At 39.7% G+C, this 21,875-nt stretch carries 20 protein-coding genes; 15 read left to right on the forward strand and 5 right to left on the reverse strand.

The window, feature by feature from the left end:
• Positions 1–6: 6 nt before the first annotated feature.
• Complete coding sequence (locus UABAM_RS21965) at positions 7–741, reverse strand: ABC transporter ATP-binding protein (protein ID WP_151970140.1); 735 nt, start codon at positions 739–741, stop codon at positions 7–9.
• Positions 742–889: 148 nt separating this feature from the next.
• On the opposite strand from UABAM_RS21965, the gene UABAM_RS21970 reads away from it, so the two are divergent.
• From UABAM_RS21970 to UABAM_RS22040, 15 genes are all read left to right on the forward strand, one after another.
• Positions 890–1,324, forward strand: coding sequence for a hypothetical protein (locus UABAM_RS21970; RefSeq protein ID WP_151970141.1), 435 nt, complete (start codon positions 890–892; stop codon positions 1,322–1,324).
• Positions 1,325–1,437: 113 nt separating this feature from the next.
• Complete coding sequence (locus tag UABAM_RS21975; RefSeq protein ID WP_151970142.1) at positions 1,438–2,220, forward strand: tetratricopeptide repeat protein; 783 nt, start codon at positions 1,438–1,440, stop codon at positions 2,218–2,220.
• Complete coding sequence (locus UABAM_RS21980; RefSeq protein ID WP_151970143.1) at positions 2,217–3,098, forward strand: tetratricopeptide repeat protein; 882 nt, start codon at positions 2,217–2,219, stop codon at positions 3,096–3,098. Before UABAM_RS21975 ends, UABAM_RS21980 begins: the two co-directional genes overlap by 4 nt.
• Before the next feature lie 348 nt (positions 3,099–3,446).
• Positions 3,447–5,102, forward strand: coding sequence for a WD40 repeat domain-containing protein (locus tag UABAM_RS21985; protein WP_151970144.1), 1,656 nt, complete (start codon positions 3,447–3,449; stop codon positions 5,100–5,102).
• A 2-nt stretch (positions 5,103–5,104) separates the two neighbouring features.
• Positions 5,105–5,914: a hypothetical protein gene (locus UABAM_RS21990; protein WP_151970145.1), complete on the forward strand. Its 810-nt coding sequence runs from the start codon at positions 5,105–5,107 to the stop codon at positions 5,912–5,914.
• A gap of 126 nt (positions 5,915–6,040) precedes the next feature.
• Positions 6,041–7,942, forward strand: coding sequence for a S8 family peptidase (locus tag UABAM_RS21995; protein WP_151970146.1), 1,902 nt, complete (start codon positions 6,041–6,043; stop codon positions 7,940–7,942).
• A 408-nt stretch (positions 7,943–8,350) separates the two neighbouring features.
• A complete protein-coding gene (locus UABAM_RS22000) occupies positions 8,351–8,728 on the forward strand; it encodes a response regulator (protein WP_151970147.1) in 378 nt (125 codons plus the stop codon).
• Between the two features lie 49 nt (positions 8,729–8,777).
• Positions 8,778–9,650 carry a chemotaxis protein CheX gene (locus UABAM_RS22005; RefSeq protein WP_151970148.1) on the forward strand — a complete coding sequence of 291 codons (873 nt, stop codon included), beginning with the start codon at positions 8,778–8,780 and terminating at the stop codon, positions 9,648–9,650.
• Between the two features lie 28 nt (positions 9,651–9,678).
• Positions 9,679–10,158 carry a hypothetical protein gene (locus tag UABAM_RS22010; protein ID WP_151970149.1) on the forward strand — a complete coding sequence of 160 codons (480 nt, stop codon included), beginning with the start codon at positions 9,679–9,681 and terminating at the stop codon, positions 10,156–10,158.
• A 49-nt stretch (positions 10,159–10,207) separates the two neighbouring features.
• Positions 10,208–12,643, forward strand: coding sequence for an ATP-dependent Clp protease ATP-binding subunit (locus tag UABAM_RS22015; protein ID WP_151970150.1), 2,436 nt, complete (start codon positions 10,208–10,210; stop codon positions 12,641–12,643).
• A 213-nt stretch (positions 12,644–12,856) separates the two neighbouring features.
• Positions 12,857–13,222 carry a ribosome silencing factor gene (gene rsfS, locus UABAM_RS22020; protein WP_173013484.1) on the forward strand — a complete coding sequence of 122 codons (366 nt, stop codon included), beginning with the start codon at positions 12,857–12,859 and terminating at the stop codon, positions 13,220–13,222.
• A gap of 2 nt (positions 13,223–13,224) precedes the next feature.
• The gene (locus tag UABAM_RS22025) at positions 13,225–14,391 is read left to right on the forward strand and encodes an alpha/beta hydrolase-fold protein (protein ID WP_151970152.1); all 1,167 of its coding nucleotides are present in this window, start codon (positions 13,225–13,227) and stop codon (positions 14,389–14,391) included.
• A gap of 10 nt (positions 14,392–14,401) precedes the next feature.
• Entirely contained in the window at positions 14,402–16,159 is a 1,758-nt protein-coding gene (gene lnt, locus UABAM_RS22030) for an apolipoprotein N-acyltransferase (protein ID WP_151970153.1), read from the forward strand.
• Between the two features lie 16 nt (positions 16,160–16,175).
• Positions 16,176–16,607, forward strand: coding sequence for a Crp/Fnr family transcriptional regulator (locus tag UABAM_RS22035; protein ID WP_151970154.1), 432 nt, complete (start codon positions 16,176–16,178; stop codon positions 16,605–16,607).
• Positions 16,604–17,956, forward strand: a complete 1,353-nt coding sequence (locus UABAM_RS22040) for a beta-alanine-activating enzyme beta-propeller domain-containing protein (RefSeq protein WP_151970155.1) — start codon at positions 16,604–16,606, stop codon at positions 17,954–17,956. Before UABAM_RS22035 ends, UABAM_RS22040 begins: the two co-directional genes overlap by 4 nt.
• 155 nt (positions 17,957–18,111) lie before the next feature.
• On the opposite strand, the gene proS is transcribed toward UABAM_RS22040, so the two are convergent.
• Genes proS through UABAM_RS22060 form a run of 4 tightly spaced genes read right to left on the reverse strand, consistent with a single transcriptional unit; the run spans position 18,112 to position 21,851 of the window.
• Positions 18,112–19,635, reverse strand: a complete 1,524-nt coding sequence (proS, locus tag UABAM_RS22045) for a proline--tRNA ligase (protein ID WP_151970156.1) — start codon at positions 19,633–19,635, stop codon at positions 18,112–18,114.
• 24 nt (positions 19,636–19,659) lie between these two features.
• On the reverse strand, positions 19,660–20,217 hold the full coding sequence (locus UABAM_RS22050; protein ID WP_173013485.1) for a D-glycero-alpha-D-manno-heptose-1,7-bisphosphate 7-phosphatase: 558 nt from the start codon (positions 20,215–20,217) through the stop codon (positions 19,660–19,662).
• A 2-nt stretch (positions 20,218–20,219) separates the two neighbouring features.
• Positions 20,220–20,768, reverse strand: coding sequence for an RNA polymerase sigma factor (locus tag UABAM_RS22055; RefSeq protein ID WP_151970158.1), 549 nt, complete (start codon positions 20,766–20,768; stop codon positions 20,220–20,222).
• A 3-nt stretch (positions 20,769–20,771) separates the two neighbouring features.
• Positions 20,772–21,851 carry a HEAT repeat domain-containing protein gene (locus UABAM_RS22060; protein ID WP_173013486.1) on the reverse strand — a complete coding sequence of 360 codons (1,080 nt, stop codon included), beginning with the start codon at positions 21,849–21,851 and terminating at the stop codon, positions 20,772–20,774.
• Between the last annotated feature and the right edge of the window lie 24 nt (positions 21,852–21,875).

Here is a 21,875-nt window from a genome sequence, read left to right on the forward strand (position 1 = left end):
CACCTTTTAAAAGCCGCTATCGATTAGAGAAAAAAAGATATCTTCGATATCTCCACAGTCGTACTGCGCACAAAGATCTTCTGTTTTGCCTTGAACCAAAAGTTTACCTTTGTGAATAATGCCCAAGCGATCGCAAAGTTTTTGTGCTTCGCTCATGATATGAGTTGACAAAATGATACATTTGCCTTTCTCGCGGCAATCAAGGATAAAATTGAGTACGTTTTTTGCCACTAAAATATCAAGGTTTGCCGTGGGTTCGTCGAAAATGAGTACTGGTGGGTCGTGAACAATGGTTCGGGCAATAGAAACTTTTTGCTTCATCCCTGTTGATAGTTTACCATTCAGAGTATGAATGAAATCTGTCATTTGGAACATTTCATATATCTCATCACAGCGCTTTTTGAGAAAACTTTTCGATAGTCCGTACAGCTTTCCAAAATATAATACGGTTTCGTGAGGAGTTAATCGGTCGTATATCCCCGTGTTCCCGGAAATAAAGCCTATGCGGCGACGCACCTCTTGGGGATTGTCAACAACATTGTAATTTGCGACTTTGGCTTCTCCTGCTGTAGGACATAACACAGTTGACAATATTCGCAGACAAGTTGTTTTTCCTGCACCATTCGGACCTAGTAGACCAAATATTTCTCCTGCACAACATGAAAAAGACACTTCATCAAGTGCTTTTGTTTCTTGTGCACTATCCTCAAAAATCTTAGAAACGCCATTTACTTCTATCATTTCACCACCAAACTTCGAATTTAAGGGACCAAGTACCAGCTCATACGTCAGGAACTTTTAACATTTTGATAAAAGCACAACAAATATGTAAGTGCTGGTATTATGCCCGAACTCTGCCAAAGATTCAAATGATAAGTTATGATTCGCTATGAAAAAAAATTTGACAATTTCTAAAAATCAAGGTAATTTAAAATTGCATCAACCTGTAGTTTATATATGGTCTGTAATTTTTTTTCCTATAAAGGAACGTTTAATGAGTTTGATTGATACAATAAAAGGTTTGTTTTCTGGCGGCAACGTTCAAGAACAATTGAAGAAGAAATTCAAAGAAGAAACTATCGCTAAAGTAACAAAAACTGTTGTTGGTAGATTGATCGAAACAATGCCTGACAATCTTGCAGATGCTGGCGAAGAAGCAATAAAAGCATTCGTATCTGAAAAAGCAAGTGACATGGTAAAAGAAGAAGTTGAAAAACAAACAGGTGGAAAATTTAAAGAACTTACCGATGTTATCGTTGAAGAAGCTACAGATCAAGTTGTTGATGCTGCTGTTCAGCAGATAAAAGATCAACTAAGTTCTTAATAGTAAAGCTATAATCGCCTAAAACTACAGCAAGAAATTTTTAAATTTCTTGCTGTACATTTTACTTTGTCTAAATTCAATTTTAAACGTTTTTTTATCGATGGAACTGAGTAATGTCAGATATTTCTCCTGAAGAAAAGTTATTTTGTAAGTTAGCAATCAAGTACGGTATACTTTCTCGTATAGAAGTAAAAGAGTGCTTAAAGAGAAAAAAACGTGAGTTATCAAGCAAACCGCTATCGGTATTTCTTATCGAAAAAGGTTATTTGACAGACGAAAAATTAGACGTTATCATCTCTATACACGAAAAAAACGTGCAAGCCTTTTTTGATCGAGCAAATCAATATCAATCAGATAAAGATTTCGAAAAGGCCATCTCTGATTACACGCGCGTCTTGAAAAGTAATCCGTACCACACCGATGCGTATTTAAGTAGAGGAAACGCTCTTGTTGGTCTACAGAGGTACGAAGAGGCGTTGGTCGACTTTAACAAAGTTCTGGAGTACGATCCTGACAATGCAATTGCTTACGCGAATAGAGGAATTGCGTATAACAGCCTCAATAACCTTGAACAGGCTCTTGAAGATTTCAAAGCCGCAATTGAATTGAAGCCAGACTATGCCAAAGCATATTACTTTCGTGGAGTGGCCCATCACTTTCAAAAAGATTACCAACAAGCTTTAAAAGACTACACTACCGCAATACAACTAGACAAAAAATTTGCAGATGCATACAACAACCGCGGGGTTGTATATTCACTATTAAAACAATATGACGAAGCCATTGATGATTGGGAAAACGCTTTGAAAATGGACCCGAGCTTTACTTCCGTAAAACTCAACTTACAGGTAGTAAAGCGTCGTCGCGATATGTTGAAAGAAAAACAAGGAAAATGAGCAAATACAATAACCTACCAAAAGACCGTTGGCTTGTACAAGAAGCCCTAATCAAGGTGGCATTGGGCCCCGAAGGCTTTAGTAAATGGGTGAAAGACAATTATGAAGAATTTGACACACCCTTTTTTAACCTACTGCGTAAAATGCGCGAGTATACCGAGAAGCCAGGGCAAGATGCTACGTTGGGTAAAACATTCCGTTTTTTAGAGTCTTGTTTTCAAAAAATGTTTGATTTCGATGGTGAATATGGTTCTATCGTCATTACCGAAGATAATTTTAAAACCTATTGGGGAAAATCTTCTCAGTACTTACAAACCAACCGTGCGCGACACGCGATCCCCATATTAGAAGCCTTGTTGTTTTTTTTCAAGCAAACCAACAAAAGTCTCAAGTATATTGAGTCTGCCTACAGTAATTTAGGTATTGCATATGCCCAAGTAGGGGTCAATACCAAGGCTCTCAAAAACCTTTTTGCGGGCCTATCCATGGCGGAAAAAAACAATAGTAAAGATCGGGCAATGATTTTGTCGAACATTGCTATGGTTCACGGCGCTATGGGTAAACACAAAGATGCACTTAAGTATCACAATGACGCGTTAGAAATTTCACAAATTGAAGGCCGCAAGGATCTAGAAATTAAACATTTAAATAATTTAGCGATCGCAAATATGGACAACAATAGTTTGGAAGAGGCCATCAAAAATCAGACACAGGCTCTAAAAATAGCACAAGATACAGGAGACAAAAGAGCAATGTCTGATGGGCTAGCGCGTATGGGACTTTTATGTGCTTTTACCGGAAATGTCGAAGAAGCGAAAGATCTATGTACGAAAGCCATTGACATCAATTCGCAAAATCCTTTTACTGGTGGTGAATAGCAAGACTTACCTATCTCTCATAATCATACCATTCATTCATCTGTGGCAGAGCACAAAGAATTTATCATTCTTGCGCCCGCTTTTTTATACCAAAATCTTCACTTACAATGCATAATATGAGAGTAGGACTTCTAGAGGAGTCAAAATCCGGGTTTTACAAGCTATATCGCTATATTATTAACTTCCAAAGTTATAGAAACTACCTCAAGACGATCCTTTGTAGGGCGTGTCAGCTAAAACTCAAAAGAATCAATTACATGTAGAGATTTGCCTGACATACCACTAGTTATAATAGTTATACTACAAAGCACAAGAAAGGAGACACGGGAACGTCCCGTAATATCTACGATGAAAAGAATCATAATTTTATGTTGTGCACTGATAGCTTTGTACGCCGAAAAAATCAATATCGAGGAATGGAATATTTTTCAAAATGTGCGTGCGGTGGTATATAGCAATGACGGCAAATTTATGGCTGTTGCGCATCAAAATAATCACATTAGTCTACGCAACGCCACCGGTAACATGGTATTGTTCACATTAAAAGGACATTTTCACTATATCAATGCCTTGGCATTTAGTAGTGACGGTGCTCTATTGGCCAGTGCTGGGCAGGATATGCTGATTAAAGTTTGGTCAACGAGTAATGGAAATGACAAACTTACACTTTCTGGTCATAGTAAAGCTGTGACTTGTTTGGCCCTTAGCCCAAACAAGAAACTCTTGGCGAGTGGCAGTGAAGACAATACTATTCGCATATGGTCACTGGCAACGGGAAAACTACTACGAACTATTTCTGATTACTCTGTGGCCATTTCGCAAGTATCTTTTAGCAAAGATAGTGCCGTAATTTTTGCGAGTTCACAAAATCACATCGTGAAACTTTGGAAAATAGAGGTTACCGATAGTTCGCGTATGGCGAGCGAAATTAAAGATGCGAACTCTTACTACTTGCAAGCGGTTACGGCAAAAGAAGGTGGTAAACTTGCGCAAGCGATTAAAAGTCTTGAGACATCTCTTAACATGGACCCTAAGCAAATAGATGCGTATTATCTTCTCGCTTGTTGTTATAGCTTACAGGCACAAAAATACGATCGTACTCCAGTGGGTATAGGCAATAGAAATGGAGATATTCGCAAAGCGATTACTGCTTTGAAGGACGCAGTGCGCAATGGCTTTAATAATGTAGAAAAGATACAAAAAGAAAATGACTTTGACATTCTGCGCACCGAAGATGCGTACCGCAGTATTATTGCAAAATTTCAGCCTGCAGATGCCGGGAGCGCACGAAGAATTTCTTTTCACGTGAAAAATGAAAATGGTCATTCTGCAAAAGCGATTGACATAAAAATTGGCAAGAAGGACATCGCAGAAGAAGATGTTTTTGAAGTGGGTAAAAGCTATGAAATAACCGCAAGGTTTAAAGAGTACGATACATTGAAAACACGTATACGTATAACATCTGGCAACGGACCGTTTGTGATCGAAGCTCCTCTTCGTAAATTAGGTAAATACAAATTTTTTATCACCGGTAATTCGGTAGAATTAGACGGTATTCTCTACCCGTATAAAGTTTTTATCGATGGCCAGCCCGTTGAAGATCATCATATGGAGATTAGGAAAGAAAGAATTTTTACTCACTATACCGTTTATGCCGAAAACACGGCAAAAGATATACAAATTGCTGCGGGATATCAAATTGTGAGTAAAAGACTATACCAAATCAAAAATAAGGGTGTGCGACGTTTGGATCAAATCAGCGCTCCATTGATGATTAAGCACCTTGGTGCACTGGCAAATCGCGGTCGTGGACCAATTGATGCTGTTGCGTCCCTTGAGAAGTTATTCAAAAGTATTTACTGGCGAAAAATATTTAAAAAAATGACGGTAGACGAGTTGCTCTCTATTCACGATACCGTAGAAAAATGGGAATTTTACAACGAATCGCACGATTTGCGACGTCGTTTTGTGTTGGATGCAATTAACGAATTGATTGAGTATTAAACATGGCAAATTTTTATCAATTATCAGGCCGGTCTGGATTGTTTGGCGTTGTAAATGGTCTTTTTTCTGTAACTCTCTCGGCGATTATCGTTGCGTTTCTGCAAGTGTACATCCGGCAGATCTTTCCGTACTTTATCGAGTTTATCATTGTTTATATCGTGTACATTATTATGGTGTGCACAATGTATGAGGGGAGAGAAAAGAAGGGAAACAACCGTAACCGCAAACTATCCTTTGTGGGAACGACGATTTCGGCATGCATTGTTTTGTATGTATTGTGGTGCGCCGACGCAGTAATGTATGGTAAAGGTAGATTGTTCGAACGATTGGCGGATCCCGAATGGATGTTGCAGTACATCCAATACAATTTTTTTAGAGATGAAGTGTATGGCATCCTGGAAGTCGTGTGGGTTTTGTTTGCCTTTTATTCCATAGGAATGCTTTCCAAATATGATGTTTTTTGTGAAAATTGTTATATATGGTTAGAGAAAGAACCGCTACCGATGACAATAAATGCCGATATCGCAAAGCGCATCAAACAAGATATCATTGTGGATAGCATTGCTTGGGTCGATGAAATAGAGGTGGCGAAGTACAAGCCATATATTCAGTTGTATATAACTTACTGTGGGGGATGTGATAGTCTCAATTTACTCTCCGCAGAGCATGTCTACGAAAAACAGACATCTGATGGTAAAGAAGATGTAAAAGAGTTTCTGTTCCAAAATTTAATGCTAACGAAGGAAAAGTTTAATCAACTTTTGGAACGACTGGGAGAAAACGTTTCAAAGGCGAAAAAAGAAGAGGCGTAGGGCAAACTAAAAAAAAACTAGCGTTTACAATCTACATTTGTTAACATATACTTAGCCAGGATTATTGTTTTTTCTAAGGTATTTAGAAAACTGGCTTGTAGAGATCTTTGTTATAGAAAGGCTTGTATGCGTAATTTAATCCTTATAACAATATTATCTCTATTGTCTTCTATTTTCGCGGCGGAACTTGGCCCGAAATTACAAGAAGCTTTAGAGGGAGACGCACAGAGTTTTGATGTCGTTATCGAACTAAAAGAAAAACTAAACGGAAAAAAAATCCGTCGCGCAGTAAGAAGAGCACTACGCGGTAACAACAACATCCGCGAAGAAGTGATCAATCGTTTGAGAAAACGTTCTGAGCGTGCACAACGTAGTTTACGTGCTTTAATTTCCAAACTGACCAACAATGAAGCTAGATACCTATGGGCAGTTAATTCAATTTCATTGGAGTTAAGCAGGGACGCAATTACCGAACTTGCCGCACATCCAAAAGTTGAATCAATTGAGCTAAACATTGTACAGCAGTTTTTGGAGCCAGAAGAAGTCAATCAAGTAAAGTTTAAGAGACGTTCTGGTAAAAGAGAACTTACCGTTCCTGGCGCACGTAGAGCAGGAAAGAATAGACGCAATAAACGCAATAAACGCAATAGACGTAACAGACGCAACAGAAATAACAACAATAACGAAAACGTCAGTGGTTTGGCTGTGAACGAAGCTGTTCCTGGTTTCGACAGTTTCAATACCTATGGTCTGGAAGTTACCCAGTCTGACGATGTAAACAACATCCTTGGAATCACCGGAAAAGGTGTTATTGTTGCAGTACTCGATACAGGGATTCAGTCCAATCACTCTGAGTTTGCAAATCCAGCGAAAGATAAAGATGGTAACAATATTTCAAGATTTGTCACCGGAGCGTCTTTTGTTCCTGGAGAAGCAGATCCTGAGCAAGACGGCAACAACCACGGTACACACTGTGCTGGTACAGTTGCTGGTGCAACAGCCGGTGTAGCTATTGACGCACAACTTATGGCTGTAAAAGTTTTGGGAGCAAACGGTAGTGGTAGTGGAATTGGTATTATTCAAGGGATTCAATTTGCTGTTGCTAACGGAGCAGATGTTATTAGCATGAGTTTGGGAACCAATGGCGACACGCCAGGTGTAAATGGTATCGAACAAGCAGCGAATAATGCTGTTGCTTCTGGTGCTGTTTTGGTTGCCGCAGCAGGAAATAGTGGCCCAACTGAAAGAACCGTAGGAAATCCAGGTTCTTCGCCTATAGTTATTTCTGTAGGTGCACATGATAGCCGTGGAGACCTAGCTAATTTTAGTTCTAGAGGTCCAAACGCAGATAATCAAGACATTCCTACTTTGATGGCTCCTGGTGTGGGAGTTCGTTCTGCAATCGCTAATGGTGGATTTGCATTCTTCTCCGGAACTTCTATGGCAACACCACACGTTGCTGGTATCGCAGCATTGATGCTAGAAGTTTTAAAGCCTGCACTAGCTGATGGTACTTTCCAATTACCAGAAGGCGAGACACAAACTTCTTTCTTGAAGGGTATTTTCACAAAGCCTGAGAACGTGTTTGGTGTAGCACAACGCAACGCAACAGGTGCGGGAGCAATCAACGCTTTCACCTCTGTAAGTGAGTTGGTGACACTACTAACACCTCCAGAACCAGAGCCAGAACCAGAACCAGAGCCACAAGCAGCTGACTTTACTCAAGAAAAGCTGATCAATGACTTTATTCCGGTACTACAAGAAGTTTATGGAAACAACATTCGTTTCTTCCGTTTCTTCTTGAACGCACCTGTTGAAATCAACGAAGAAGAACGCACTGCGACCATGCGTCTTGGTGTACAACGCTTTGTTGTCGTCAATGGCCGTTTTGTTAGACGTCAAGCAAACTTAACTTTAAATTTCACTTTAGAACATTCAAACCCAGAAGCTCCTGTTGAAGAAGCTGTATTCAATTGGGTATTGGATGATCAAGGACGTCAAGCTCTAGAAAACACACGTAACCTATAAGTTACACTTGCAACAAAACAAGGAGTTCAACTCCTTGTTTTGTTCTTCTTATCTTCAATCCTTTAAACCTCTCCTTACCATGTGGCAATTTCTTTGTGAAATGTGCTAATTCGTTAGAGTTTATTCTTGCAAAACATAGTGTATCGTTGTAAAATCACAAAAAAGTTTTACCGTTTTGTAGGTGTATTGAGAGATGAAAAACAATTTTTGTCATTCTTTTACTCTTACAAACAATCTACAAATCAAATAAATTGACCTGGGAGAAACATACTTGGGTGCACAACTATAATTTTATGAAACAATTAGAGCTACCACTGGAAAGTTGTCATTTTATACCCAGTTCTACATCCAGGCACCATGTTAAATTCTTAGAGAAATATTATCATAACGTGAGAGGAGCCTTTTGCTATGTCTGAAGGCAAAGTACGAATCTTAGCTGTTGATGATTCCTTGGTGACTTTGAAAATACTCAAGAAAACTTTAAAAGATACTGAGTTTGAAGTTGTTGGCGAAGTGACATCCGGAGAAGAAGGGCTAGTAAAGTTTGACGAACTCAAGCCAGACTTAGTATTGTTAGATATTATCATGCCCGGGATGGACGGCATTCAAACTCTTGAAAACCTTGTAGAAAAAGATCCAAACGTTAAAGCTGTTATGGTCTCCTCTATGGGAGCAAAAGAGAAAGTTATGGAGTCGTTAGAAAAGGGTGCCAAAAACTTTGTAATGAAACCTTATGAAAAAGGAACCCTAATAGAAGTTCTCAAAAAGGTTTTAAATGAGGGCTAATATGAAGTTTACCATGTAATCTTCCATAAAAGTATAGAAAGGCAGCTAAATGTCTGTTAAGTTTTTTGGTCAATTTCTTTTAGAACGTGGGCGAATTCTAAAAGAAGAACTTATGGATGCTCTAGATTTTCAAAAAAGCGTCAACGTGAAGTTGGGAACGCTTGCTCTTGATGCTGGTTATCTCAAAGCAGAACAAATCGAAGGAATACACTCAGAACAACAGCGAACAGACAAAATGTTTGGTGAGATCGCCTTAGAACAAAATCTGCTCTCTCCCGAACAATTAGAAGAACTGTTGGTTATTCAGAAAAATGAAAGAATTACTCTTGGTGAAGCTCTAGTTCAAAAGGGTTATCTAACTCTTGGAGACTTAGAAGTAGAACTCACTGCATATAAAGAAGAGCAAAAAGGATACACTGTCCAAGCACGACAAGCCATTGAAAATTTACAAGGCGGACAAATTGCAGATACGTTTCTCGATGTAACAGCAAAACTACTATTGCGTCTTGTTGATATGGAAGTTCAACCAATAGAATCACACAACGATAAAGAACGAATAGCCCCATTTATGTGGAATGTGTACCAGCAATTTTTTGGAGACACCGACGGTACTTATATCATTTCGCTATCCGATGAGCCTTTTTTAAAAATAGCGTCTCAAGTAGCTCATGAAAAAATATGGGAAGTCAATGATTTTGCGAAAGATTCTGTTATGGAGTTTGCAAACATCGTTGTCGGAAATACAGCTTCTAAACTGAGCCAAGAAGACATCAGAGTGGATTTAAAACCATCAAAAGTGGTGACATCTCTTGGAAACATAGAAATACCAGAGAACGCTGACCAAACTATTGCAGTAAGCCTGGCTTCTCAAAGCTATTCATTGCAAGTTTCTGTTGTATATTCCCCCCCACAAAAATCCTAATTTTCGTGGCAAGTGAAAGGAATAATTTTTGCAACAAGATAACAAAATTTTTATCTATTTACGACTTCAAGATGAAAAAGATACTCTGTTAAAAAGTCGCATCCGGGAATTTGCCGCCTTAGGAAAACTATTGATTGATTTTATCAAGCAATGCTGGGAAGAATACGGTCAATGGATATTAAAAACGGGTACTTTGGAGTATATAGACGCAAACACAGGTATTGTTTTACTCTCCTTTCGCTATGATATAATTCATGGAAAGTTAATAATAAGCGGTCTCATTCCCAAAAATTATCAAAAACGTATGTTGGACTTAGAAGAAACAAAAAATAAGTTGTCATCAGATGAAATCATCGAACATATTTCTCAAAATCTGTCTATTGTCCAAAAAGATTCCTTGCGAAAGAGAGTTTCGCAATCACTCCCAAATGTTTTAGCTCTTATTAAAGAACGCATAAATACAAATGGAGAGTATTATATTGCTATTAATTTGCACAACGTAATATAAGAAAATAACTAACTTAAAATTCCAACAAGATATTCTTGAGGAAAGAAAAATGTACGAACGCTTTACAGAACGCGCTCGCAAAGTAATGAGTCTAGCAAGACAAGAAGCGCAACGATTTAATCACGAATACATAGGAACTGAACACATTTTGCTAGGGCTGATACAAGAGGGAAGTGGTGTCGCAGCCAATGTTCTTAAAAACATGGATGTCGAACTACGCAAAATACGCTTAGAAGTGGAAAAAATGGTCGAATCTGGAGCCAGTGCTTTACAGGTCGGTCAACTCCCTTTTACACCTCGTGCGAAAAAAGTATTGGAACTAGCTCTGGAAGAAGCAAATAACCTGGGCCACAATTATATTGGTACGGAACATCTACTGTTAGGTCTTTTACGCGAAAATGAAAGCGTTGCTGCACAGGTTCTCGTAAACCTATCTCTTAAACTAGAGGATGTCCGTGAAGAAGTGTTGGAGTTTTTGGGGGCAGAGTTCCAAGGAACAAGCTCGACAAAAAGTTCTAATTCAACAAAGTCTAAGACTCCTGCCCTTGATGCTTTTGGACGCGATTTAACTGAAATGGCCCGTGGCGAAAAATTAGACCCTGTTATTGGGCGCGAAAAAGAAATTGAGCGCGTTGTACAAATTTTGTCACGTCGTACCAAAAATAATCCGGTACTCCTAGGTGAGGCCGGTGTAGGGAAGACAGCCATTGTCGAAGGGCTAGCACAAAAAATCGTCAAAGGTGACGTTCCTGAATTACTGCGCGATCGACGGCTTGTCGTTCTCGATTTAGCCATGATGGTTGCAGGTACAAAATATCGCGGGCAATTTGAAGAACGTATCAAAGCGGTGATGGCCGAAGTAAGACGCTCAAAAAACATTATTTTATTTATCGACGAGTTGCATACACTGGTGGGTGCTGGTGGTGCAGAAGGAGCAATTGACGCTTCAAACGTTCTTAAACCTGCTCTTTCACGTGGTGAAGTACAGTGTATTGGCGCAACAACCATGGATGAATATCGCAAGTATATTGAAAAAGATGGTGCTCTTGAGCGTCGTTTTCAGTCGATTATTGTCGAACCACCTTCTAAAGATGAAACCTTCATCATCTTAAAAGGACTCCGCGATAAATATGAAGCACACCACCGCGTTCAATTTCAAGACGAAGCTCTAAAAACGGCCATAGAATTAGCGGATCGTTATATCACTGGACGCTTCATGCCAGACAAGGCGATTGATGTCATGGACGAAGCTGGTGCAAGAGTGCGATTAAAATCGATGACAAAGCCCTCGGGAATTAAAGAAATCGAAGACGAGATACGCAAGTTAGATAAAGAAAAAGAAGAGGCCGTTGCTAACCAAGACTTTGAACGTGCTGCCAACTTTCGCGATAAAGTAATGAAGTTTCGCAAAAAGCGTGATCAAGTAATGAAAGATTGGCGTGAGCAGTCCAATGAAGCTGATGGGGTTGTTGATGTAGATATCGTGTGTGAAACAGTATCTAACATGACAGGCATACCGTTAACGAGACTGGAAAAAGGCGAAGCGGAACGTCTATTGCAAATGGAAAATACACTCAGCAACATTGTGATTAGTCAGATCGAAGCAGTAAAGGCAATTTCAAAAGCCATTCGTCGTAGTCGCACAGGAATAAAAGATCCGAATAAACCAATGGGTTCTTTTATGTTCTTAGGCCCAACAGGTGTTGGTAAAACCCACATGGCAAAATCTCTCGCCAAGTTTATGTTTGGTGAAGAAGAGGCTCTTATTCAAGTGGACATGAGCGAATATATGGAAAAACACAATGTAAGCCGTCTTACAGGAGCGCCTCCAGGATATGTTGGTTATGAAGAAGGTGGTCAGCTGACAGAAAAAATACGCCGTCGGCCTTACGCTGTCGTTTTGCTAGACGAAGTGGAAAAAGCACACCCTGATGTATTTAATATGTTACTGCAAATTATGGAAGAAGGTCGATTGACCGACTCTTTCGGTCGCCATATTGATTTCAAAAATGTCATTCTTATCATGACATCAAATATTGGTGCAAAACAAATTAAAAACCAGGCATCTCTTGGGTTTAGAGTAAACAATGACGAAGTTTCTTACGAGAAAATGAAAGACCAACTCGATAAAGAAATTGAAAACCACTTTCGTCCAGAATTCATCAACCGTTTAGACGACACCATCGTTTTTAGACCTTTGACAAAAGACGATATTACCATCATCCTAGATCTGGAACTTAAAGGTTTAGAAAATCGTCTGGCGGAAAAAGAGTTGAATATAGAACTAACTGCCGAAGCTAAGGATCACATCGTAAATCAAGGTTTCAATGCTGATTTTGGTGCTCGTCCACTAAAAAGAGCTATTGAGCGTCTTTTAGAAGATCCTATGTCGGAAGAATTATTACGCGGTAATTTTAAAGATAAGAAAGTGATACGCGTCGATTATCAACGCGGCGAAAAAAAGCTTACAATTACTTGCGAATAGTATATTGAAAATTATATCATAGGTACGCTATTAGGGCATGTTTGCAATCTATTATTGTCATAAAACTGACAAAGCGCTCGTTCGATGTTGTCGCTTAGTTTTAGCAATAATTTTTATGCAAATACGCCCTAAGATTGTTTTAGGGCCGATACCTTAAAGTAAAGATAGTAGCGGGTATATTCTACCCGCTTTCGTTTTTTTATGGACAATGAAATGGATAGTAAACAACTAGCGCAAATGTGCGCGCGATATGCTTACGACAGAAAATCGCAACAAGTTTCGATTATGCATGTAGAGAAGAATTTTGTTCTTGCCGACTACTTCGTCGTGTGCACAGGAAACACCGAGAAGCATGTAAAAGCCATCGCGCAAGAAATTGAAGTAGAGTTAAAAAAGAAACACAGTACAACTTGTCATCACATCGAAGGTTATCAAGAAGGCAAGTGGATCTTGATGGATTTTATCGACGTTATCGTGCATATTTATTTAGAAGATATGCGTGAATTTTACGAACTCGAAGATTTATGGGCGGATTCCCCAAAAGTAGAACTTGAGTTCGAAACATCCTCAGGATCATAAAAATGCCCGAATATCGAATTACATTTTTGGTTACCGTTCCAGAAAATACCCCACCAAATGATGATATATATATTTGCGGTAACCATAAAAATCTTGGTGGTTGGGTCCCCAATGCAACAAAGCTAAATAAAGTAGGTGAACGACAGTATCAAACAAGTTTTACTTTTGACGAAGGTACACATCTAAACTACAAATTTACACGAGGAAGCTGGGAAACAGTAGAAAAAGATGAGAATTTTTTCGAATACCCAGACCGCAATGTGTACGTGACAAAGGGGCGTACGGTTCATTTTGCGATACACAATTGGGCAGATATGGGGGTTCCCAAATTAAAAGCGACCCATACATGGTCAGGTATCATTAAAGAACATCGTGATTTTGTGGCAACTAAGTTAGACAACAAAAGAACTATTTGGGTTTATTTACCTCCAAGTTATCCTAAGAGTCCTTCAAAACGCTATCCAGTTTTATACGTCCATGACGGAAATAATGTCTTTGACAGTCGAACAGCTTTTTTGGGTGTGGAGTGGGAGTTAGACGAAACAACAGAAAAGCTCATTAAAGAAAAGAAAATGCGCGAAATTATTATTGTCGCCATAGAAAATAATATTCAAAGACAGGAAGAATACACCCATATATATATGGAAAACTACGGTGGTGGCAAAGCGGACTTGTACGCCGACTTCATCATAAATGATTTGAAACCATTCATAGACAATACATATCGCACATTAAAGCATCGTCAGTACACCGGGATTATGGGGTCTTCTCTGGGAGGTCTCGTATCTATGTATATCTGTTGGAAATACTCTCATGTATTTTCCATGGCAGGTGTTGTTTCACCATCTGTATGGTGGGGGTATCAACATATTGTACGTTATATCAAGGAAAACAAACTGAATGATAAAATCAAAGTGTGGCTTGATATAGGTACTTTAGAGGGGAAAATGGACGGTGATGAAGATGAAATTCCCTACGCCGTACGCGATACGCGGCTACTACGAGACACTCTAATCGACGAAGGCTTTAAACCAGGATATGATCTAGCTTACTTAGAGGCCGAAGGAGCAGATCACAACGAGGCGGCATGGGCAAAAAGAGTGGATAAAATTTTATTGTATTTTTTTGGTAAACAACGTTTTGGATGGAAGCGTTCGCTACGTTTTTAAGAGAAAACACATGTTTGCAGATATCTTATTTTTAGCAGGACAAGCCATACCTGCTATTCTAGCGGTGTACATAACGTACAAAAAGCGCTATGCTCTACCTGCTCTTATTAGTGGTGTACTCGCGGCCATAGCATTTCCTCCATGCGAGTTTTATGTTTTTGCATGGGTCGCTTTGGTTCCTTGGTTGTACTCACTACCGAAGTTAAATACAAAGCAACTTTTGATGAGCAATTTGATTTTTAACCTCACTTTTTTTGGGATAGGTATTTCGTGGATGGCCACGGTGCATCCACTTAGTCCTATTGCTATTTTGTTTCCTTTGTATTTTATTATTCTTCCCTTCCCTATTTTATATGCGCATTTTAGCAAAAATTTCATGCCGATGTGGCTTGCCGCTCCGATCGTCTGGGTTGCGAATGATTATTTACGCTGCTACATCTTTACTGGTTTTCCATGGTTATACATGGGGCATACACTTGCTTATGAAACAACGCTCATACAATTTGCTGATATCACGGGCGCCTATGGGGTCACATTTCTCGTAGTATTAGCGAACGGGGTTATTGCCAATTGGGTAGTCGAAAAACAAACACGACCACGACATTTGTATGTCGGAACCGCTGTACTACTGTTGTTTTTGGTTGGGGCATATATTTACGGCGCAAAAAAAGTACAACTTCCATACACAGAGGGCCCTAAAGTCGCGTGTATTCAAGGAAATATACCTCAAGATATTAAAGACAATGTTACGCAACTTCGCAGCAAAGTCTTTAATACGTATACTTCTCTAACTTTACGGGCTTTGGAACAAAAACCAGATTTATTAGTGTGGCCGGAAACTATGGCACCGGGAGATTGTAATCTCTCGCCGGAAAGCTGGCAAATTTTTAACGATCTATCTAGCAATAACAATGTAAATTTACTGATTGGCTCGCATCGTTATTTGTTGGACAGCGGCAGAAAGACGTTTTTTACACACAATAGTGCTTATTTTTTTAATCGCCTTGGTAACATAGAAGGACACTACGATAAAATTAGATTAGTTCCCGTTGGCGAAAGCATACCATTTTCTTCTTACATCCCTTTTGTTCCGGCATTAGTCTATATTTTAGTTGGTTACGTACCCGATTTGAAACCCGGTACAACACGACCAGTATTTACTTTAGATGACAAATATAAATTTGGCAGCCTGGTGTGTTTTGATATTATCTATCCAGATGAGACGCGCATTCTTGCAAAAAAAGGTTGCCAGTTCGTGGTGAATGTAACAAACGAAGGCTGGTTTGCACTAAGTAGCGAGATCGAACAAATTACAGCAAACTCTATTTTTCGCGCTATCGAAAATCGCGTTGGAGTTTTGCGCGTCGGAAATTCGGGGGTCACGCTTGCTATTCCTCCCACAGGGAAACTCAATGCAAAATACATTCATAATAAACCTATAGAAGAGTATTGGCAATCCCTACCATCTTATATGCAACAGCGATGGGAAGATCGTTTTCTCATCAATTGGCACTATCTCCCGCAGTGCCTTTGGGGACAAGGTTCTTTCGTGTCTTCGATCAAAGATAGCTGGGATTTAGAGCTGGAAGGAAAAAGAGTTAAGTGGAAAGATTTTCCTGGCTTTTTTGTGACGAATATTCCCATAAAAAATACACAACAACTCACTGTTTACACTAAGTATGGAGATTGGCTTCCACAATTTTTAAGCATAATAACAATGATACTCGCAGGCATTTCAGTGTATCGATTGTATCAGAAAAAAGGTTAGTTTTTAGGAACAGGATATGAGTATACCAAGTGTTTTAAAAAGAATAAAAGCGCTTAGAGGACTGAGCGAGGATGATTGCAAGGCAATTCTTGACAATACCTCTTTGGAAAAAGTACCTCAAGGCCAGGTATTGTTCAATGAAGGCGAAGAAGGTAATGCTCTCTATATTATACGTAGAGGGAAGGTGAGAATTTTTAAACCAGCAACACCGGGAAAACAAGAGGTTGAGATTGCTGTACTTGGAGAAAAACAATTTTTTGGTGAAATGGCGCTCATTGCTGAACAAAAAAGAAGTGCAACGGCGATCACCGTTGCCGATAGCGAATTGTATGTACTCACTCCTAAAGCGTTTAATGTGTTAATTGAAAAAAATCCTGATATGGCGAGCCGTATCAGTGAAGAATTTATGAGACGTTTGAACGAAAATATACGGAATGATATATCATGAAGAAATTAATAGTTTTAATAATTGTTCTTGTGAGTGGTTTTGCGATATATGTCTATAATACTCCCTCTTCTTATGATTATTGGTGTGGTTTTTTTGTAGTTGTAAAAGAGGAGTATGAGGAGCACTCTTGGGAGATTGATTTTGGAGAAGAAGAGACTTCGAAACAGGGAAAATTTCCACAGCAGGCAAAATCTTCACAACAGGGAAAGTCTTCACAGCACGCGAAATCTTCACAACAGGGGAAGTCTTCACAACAGGGAAAGTCTTCACAACAGGGGAAGTCTTCACAACAGGGAAAGTCTTCACAACAGGGAAAATCTTCGCAAACGGCACAAACAAATTTACAAAAAGCTGTGACAAAAAATCAATATTTTTCTAACGTAGCTTTATCTGTAGGCAAAATGAATGTTGCGTGGAGCTTTTCTTCTCAGGGACGCATTGTTGGTGCACCTGTTTTTGATCGCGGTCGTGTTGTATTTTCAAGCCTAGACGAGAATATCTATGCCGTTTCTGCAAAAAGTGGAGAAAAAGTATGGTCGCGATCTTTGGGAAGTGGCTCAAAATCAACACCAACAGTTGCAAATAATATCGTATATGTAGGATGTAATGATCATTACTTGTATGCATTGTGGGCCGATAAAGGAAAACCTTTGTGGAGATTTAAGTCTTCGGGAAAAATTACGGCACCAGCAACTTGCTATGGAGATCAAGTATTCATAGGAAGCCATGATAAATATTTTTACTGCTTAGATGCGAAAACGGGAAGAGGAAAGTGGAGATGGAAAACCGGAGGTATTATTAGCTCTGGTGCATCGGTAAATAGCAAATTGGTGTATTTTGCTAGTGAAGATTTCCATATTTACGCTCTGAACAGATTGACTGGTATGGTTGAGTGGCGATTTGCAACAAAAGGTAAGGTCAAAGGTACGCCGATCCTACATAAAAATACGCTACTGTTTACCAGTGAAGACAAAAGTTTGTACTGCATTGACAGTCGCACAGGGAAATTGATCTGGATGTTTATCTGCGGAGGAGAAATTGTCTCGGCCCCCACTTTGTCGCGTAATATGATATTCGTGAGTTGTATAGATCGTCACCTATACGCTCTTACGAGAGAGGGCGGGTTAAAATGGAAGTTCAAAGCCGATGGGCCGCTTTTGGCTTCCCCAGCAGTGACCAAGGACTTTGTGTGTTTTTCAACAAAGCGCGGTGGTGTATATTTTGTTGATCGAAGTGGTAAAGAATTCAATAAATTTCATATTGGTGAGACAATTGAATCTTCGCCGCTACTATATAAAAATACGACATACTTCACGAGTCACGATCGCAAATTATACGCGATTCGTTAGCATACAACACTTTTCCGCACTACCCGTGAAAAGAAAAAACGCAACGTAAATTCGAACTAACGTTGCGTTTTTTCAACACTTTTTGATATACGTAAACTCTCCCACAGGGAGAGTCAGCGGCGTTAGCCGCTGGAGAGGCCGTATACCAACGATTTCTAATACGCTTTTCCGAAGATGACGCGTTGTTTGCTTGGCTTGCCGCTAATAATACACTTACCTTCTTCTCCATCATCATCTAAAGGTATACAGCGTATCGTGACCTTGAGATCTTTCTTCACTTGTTCTTCTACATCAGCGTCTCCACTCCAGTGGCACAGTGCAAACCCTCCGTGAATCTCAGGCTTTTTCTTGTTTTCTGGAGTAAAAAACTTGTAGAATTCGTCTTTATCATCGATCTTCTTGGTATTTTCTTTGCGGAATTTCTTCGCACGCGTAAATAGATTGTTATGGATGTCATCTAGGATATCTGTAACACTGGCCACGAACTCATCTTTTGCCATGGCTTTTTTGTCTTTTGGACCTTTGTCTCTACGTCCCATAAACACGTTGCCTTCTTCCAGTTCGCGTCCACCAACCTCGATACGAATAGGGACACCTTTTTTAATCCATTCCCAAGTACGTTGTCCACTACTCGTGTCGCGTTTGTCGTATTCCACACGTATATTCGTACCGTAGTAGTTGATCTCTTTTAACTTGGCAACGAGATCATCGCAGTACTCTAGTACTTGATCTTTGATTTCTTCTTTGTTGAGCATTGGTATAATGGCAATGTGTGATGCTGCGATTCTTGGAGGCATGACGAGTCCATCATCGTCTCCATGAGCCATGATAAGCGCCCCCACTAAACGAGTGGAAACTCCCCATGAGGTTGTCCATGCAAAACTTTCTTGGCTATTTTCATCTTGAAATTTAATATTCGATGCCCGCGAAAAGTTTTGACCTAGGAAGTGTGAAGTTCCTGCTTGTAGAGCTTTCTGGTCTTGCATCATCGCTTCAATACAATATGTTTCGACGGCCCCTGGAAATCTTTCACTTGCTGTTTTGCGTCCTTTAATGACGGGAACCGCCATAAAGTTTTCACAAAAGTCAGCGTAAACATCCAGCATTTGCAGTGTTTCATCTACCGCTTCTTGTTCCGTTGCGTGCACGGTGTGACCTTCTTGCCATAAAAATTCTGCGGTACGCAAGAATAAACGCGTACGCAGTTCCCAACGCACTACGTTGGCCCACTGGTTAATCAAAAGCGGTAAGTCGCGATACGATTGTACCCAGCGAGAAAAGGCCGCTCCAATAATCGTTTCAGAAGTCGGGCGTATAATTAAAGGTTCTTGAAGAGGACCAGCGGGAACTAGGCCACCATTTTCTCCTGGCTCTAAACGGTGATGGGTAACAACGGCACACTCTTTGGCAAATCCTTCGACGTGCTCTGCTTCTTTTTCCATATAACTTAGTGGAATAAATAGCGGAAAATACGCATTGCGGTGTCCGGTATCTCTAAACATTTTATCTAGACAACGTTGAATGTTTTCCCATAAGCTATATCCCCAAGGTTTTATCACCATACAGCCGCGGACTTCTGAGTTTTCGGCTAGGTCGGCAGCTTTTATGACTTGTTGGTACCACTCAGGATAATCTTCTACACGTGTAGGAGATATAGCATTTCGCATTTTCTTTCCCATAGTAATTTTGCTATAAGTATACTCTTATAGACTCTCCTCTTCTTCAGTTAAAATTTGTTGAACAAATTCATGTAAATCACAGCAAACTTTTTGTGGAACTAGACTCATCTGCGGATGATGAAAACTTTTTCCAAGACCTGTAAGTACTAAGCATGTCTTGCAATCGAGAGCACGACCTGCTTCAATATCGCGAATATTGTCTCCCACCATCCATGTATTCTCTTCACAAAAATTGTGCTCGCGTATTGCTCTTTGCAATAGACCTGGTTTGGGTTTTCGGCAATCGCAATTGTCTTTGTCTTGGTGGGGGCAATAGTACCAAAAAATAGGGCCAGACATCTCTTTTTTGAATTGTTGTTCGATAAATTCGTGAACATCGCGAACATCTTGTTCTCGATATAGACCCTTGCTGACACCAGACTGGTTTGTGACAATGCAAATGGTGTAATTTTTGCTCCACAAGTCCATGATTGCGTCTTTTACTCCGGGGAGTATTTTTATTTCGCTAATATTTTTCACATAATCTTCGCGGTTCTCGATAAGAACACCATCGCGATCTAACAATATACCTTTGTTATACAATTCTATTCCTCAAACAATGCTTTTTTTATTTTTTGAAACGCATGGTGTAAACGCGACTTTACTGTTCCCTCTGGAATCGATAAAATTTCCGCAATTTCGGCATATTTCATATCATCGTGATACAACATAAAAACCATGCGTTGTTCTTCTGATAATTCGTTTATGGTTGTTTGTAATAGTTCTAACTTTTCCTTATAATAAACCATTTCCTCAGCAGAAGGTTCTTTTGATTTTATATTTTCGAATATAATTTCGTGAGTTTTGCGTTTGCTTAACTCGGTTTTACCTCTTTTACTCCGCAAAAAGTCAATCCATATATTTTTTGCGATTGTAAAGATGTATGCGGAAAATTTTCCGCTACATTCGTAACGCGATAAATTTCGATACAGCTTGATGAACACTTCTTGGGCCAAGTCTTCGGCAAGTTCTCTTTGCCAGCATAGGCGATATATAAAGTTAATAATACGCGAACTGTAGCGTTCTACCAATATCTCAAAAGCTTGTGCTTCGCCGTCGTTAAATAGTTCCACCAGGTCATTGTCTTCGAGCATGAATTATTTTCCGCGATATTTCGATTTTGCCCATTCAATCCATTTGCGTGTGGCTGCCTTGCGTTGTTCTTCACTGGCCTCAGGATCGTAGCCAAAGTTTTCAAGAGTGCGATCGCGCAATTCGGTGATGACTTCTTTGCGTACTGCGAGATCTTTGTCATTGAGTGCAAAAATCATCATCTGTACCGCAATGATATCTGTAAGGGGCTTCACAACGCGTAGACATGTTAAACGTACGTTTTTATCTGGATCATTGACCAAGCGATCCTTTATTATTTGAATGATTTCGTCTGGGGCAATTTGTCCGGCAACGTGAATAGAGCGCATGCGTATTTCTGGATTTTCATGAGCCGCTCCCCATGACAATGCGCGAATAGGATTTACTTCATAATCGTCTTTGATACGTATGAGGAAAAACATCGCTTCGGAACGCAGTTCACTATTACTGTCTCCCATCGCCTCAACAAGAGCAACGAGACCTTGCGCACCGTAGCCCACAATTTCTTTTTCGGCTTCTTCGCGAAGTTCAGGGTCTAGTAAATTGCGAATCACCACTCGTATTTGCGGATCAATGGTTTCTTGCTTGGCCTCTTCTTCTACCTTGCTATTGTCCACGATTTCAATGATGACCGGCTTGAAAAGAATTTGCTTGTTTTCCTTCCAGTTGAGATCAAAAGTGAGCCGATATTTTCCCGCAGTCGACGCAGAAAAAACATTCTTCACAAAAAGTTTTTCTTCTTTTGGTTTGATAGAAATGGCACCATTAATGGGTTTGCCAAAATCTTTGAGCTCAAGATGTTCGAGTTGGTTTTTTACCGAAGCGGCGTTAAAACTGTATGACTGGAATGCCTCTGCGATATTTTTACTTCCATCTGTTACGGGTTCTTGATGTAATTTTTCACCATTATTTTGGATAACATACTCGGTAACGATATTCTCACCAAGTTGGTACTTTTGTTTATCTGTTTTAATGGTGCCATTGAGGTTGTAAAAATATTTAGGGTTACTAACTTTTTTTACCTCTGTAGAACCACAACCTAGGCACAGAAATACAACGAATATAATATAGTATTGCTTTTTCATAACATGATCCATTACAATGAAGGT

Source organism: Candidatus Uabimicrobium amorphum (assembly GCF_009002475.1).
GTDB classification, from domain to species: Bacteria; Planctomycetota; Uabimicrobiia; order Uabimicrobiales; family Uabimicrobiaceae; genus Uabimicrobium; species Uabimicrobium amorphum.

Coding starts and splice junctions, on each gene's coding strand:
- UABAM_RS21965 (WP_151970140.1), bottom strand. CDS start 741: ATGATAGAAGTAAATGGCGTTTCTAAGATTTTTGAGGATAGTGCACAA.
- UABAM_RS21970 (WP_151970141.1), top strand. CDS start 890: ATGAAAAAAAATTTGACAATTTCTAAAAATCAAGGTAATTTAAAATTG.
- UABAM_RS21975 (WP_151970142.1), top strand. CDS start 1,438: ATGTCAGATATTTCTCCTGAAGAAAAGTTATTTTGTAAGTTAGCAATC.
- UABAM_RS21980 (WP_151970143.1), top strand. CDS start 2,217: ATGAGCAAATACAATAACCTACCAAAAGACCGTTGGCTTGTACAAGAA.
- UABAM_RS21985 (WP_151970144.1), top strand. CDS start 3,447: ATGAAAAGAATCATAATTTTATGTTGTGCACTGATAGCTTTGTACGCC.
- UABAM_RS21990 (WP_151970145.1), top strand. CDS start 5,105: ATGGCAAATTTTTATCAATTATCAGGCCGGTCTGGATTGTTTGGCGTT.
- UABAM_RS21995 (WP_151970146.1), top strand. CDS start 6,041: ATGCGTAATTTAATCCTTATAACAATATTATCTCTATTGTCTTCTATT.
- UABAM_RS22000 (WP_151970147.1), top strand. CDS start 8,351: ATGTCTGAAGGCAAAGTACGAATCTTAGCTGTTGATGATTCCTTGGTG.
- UABAM_RS22005 (WP_151970148.1), top strand. CDS start 8,778: ATGTCTGTTAAGTTTTTTGGTCAATTTCTTTTAGAACGTGGGCGAATT.
- UABAM_RS22015 (WP_151970150.1), top strand. CDS start 10,208: ATGTACGAACGCTTTACAGAACGCGCTCGCAAAGTAATGAGTCTAGCA.
- rsfS (WP_173013484.1), top strand. CDS start 12,857: ATGGATAGTAAACAACTAGCGCAAATGTGCGCGCGATATGCTTACGAC.
- UABAM_RS22025 (WP_151970152.1), top strand. CDS start 13,225: ATGCCCGAATATCGAATTACATTTTTGGTTACCGTTCCAGAAAATACC.
- lnt (WP_151970153.1), top strand. CDS start 14,402: ATGTTTGCAGATATCTTATTTTTAGCAGGACAAGCCATACCTGCTATT.
- UABAM_RS22035 (WP_151970154.1), top strand. CDS start 16,176: ATGAGTATACCAAGTGTTTTAAAAAGAATAAAAGCGCTTAGAGGACTG.
- UABAM_RS22040 (WP_151970155.1), top strand. CDS start 16,604: ATGAAGAAATTAATAGTTTTAATAATTGTTCTTGTGAGTGGTTTTGCG.
- proS (WP_151970156.1), bottom strand. CDS start 19,635: ATGGGAAAGAAAATGCGAAATGCTATATCTCCTACACGTGTAGAAGAT.
- UABAM_RS22055 (WP_151970158.1), bottom strand. CDS start 20,768: ATGCTCGAAGACAATGACCTGGTGGAACTATTTAACGACGGCGAAGCA.
- UABAM_RS22060 (WP_173013486.1), bottom strand. CDS start 21,851: ATGAAAAAGCAATACTATATTATATTCGTTGTATTTCTGTGCCTAGGT.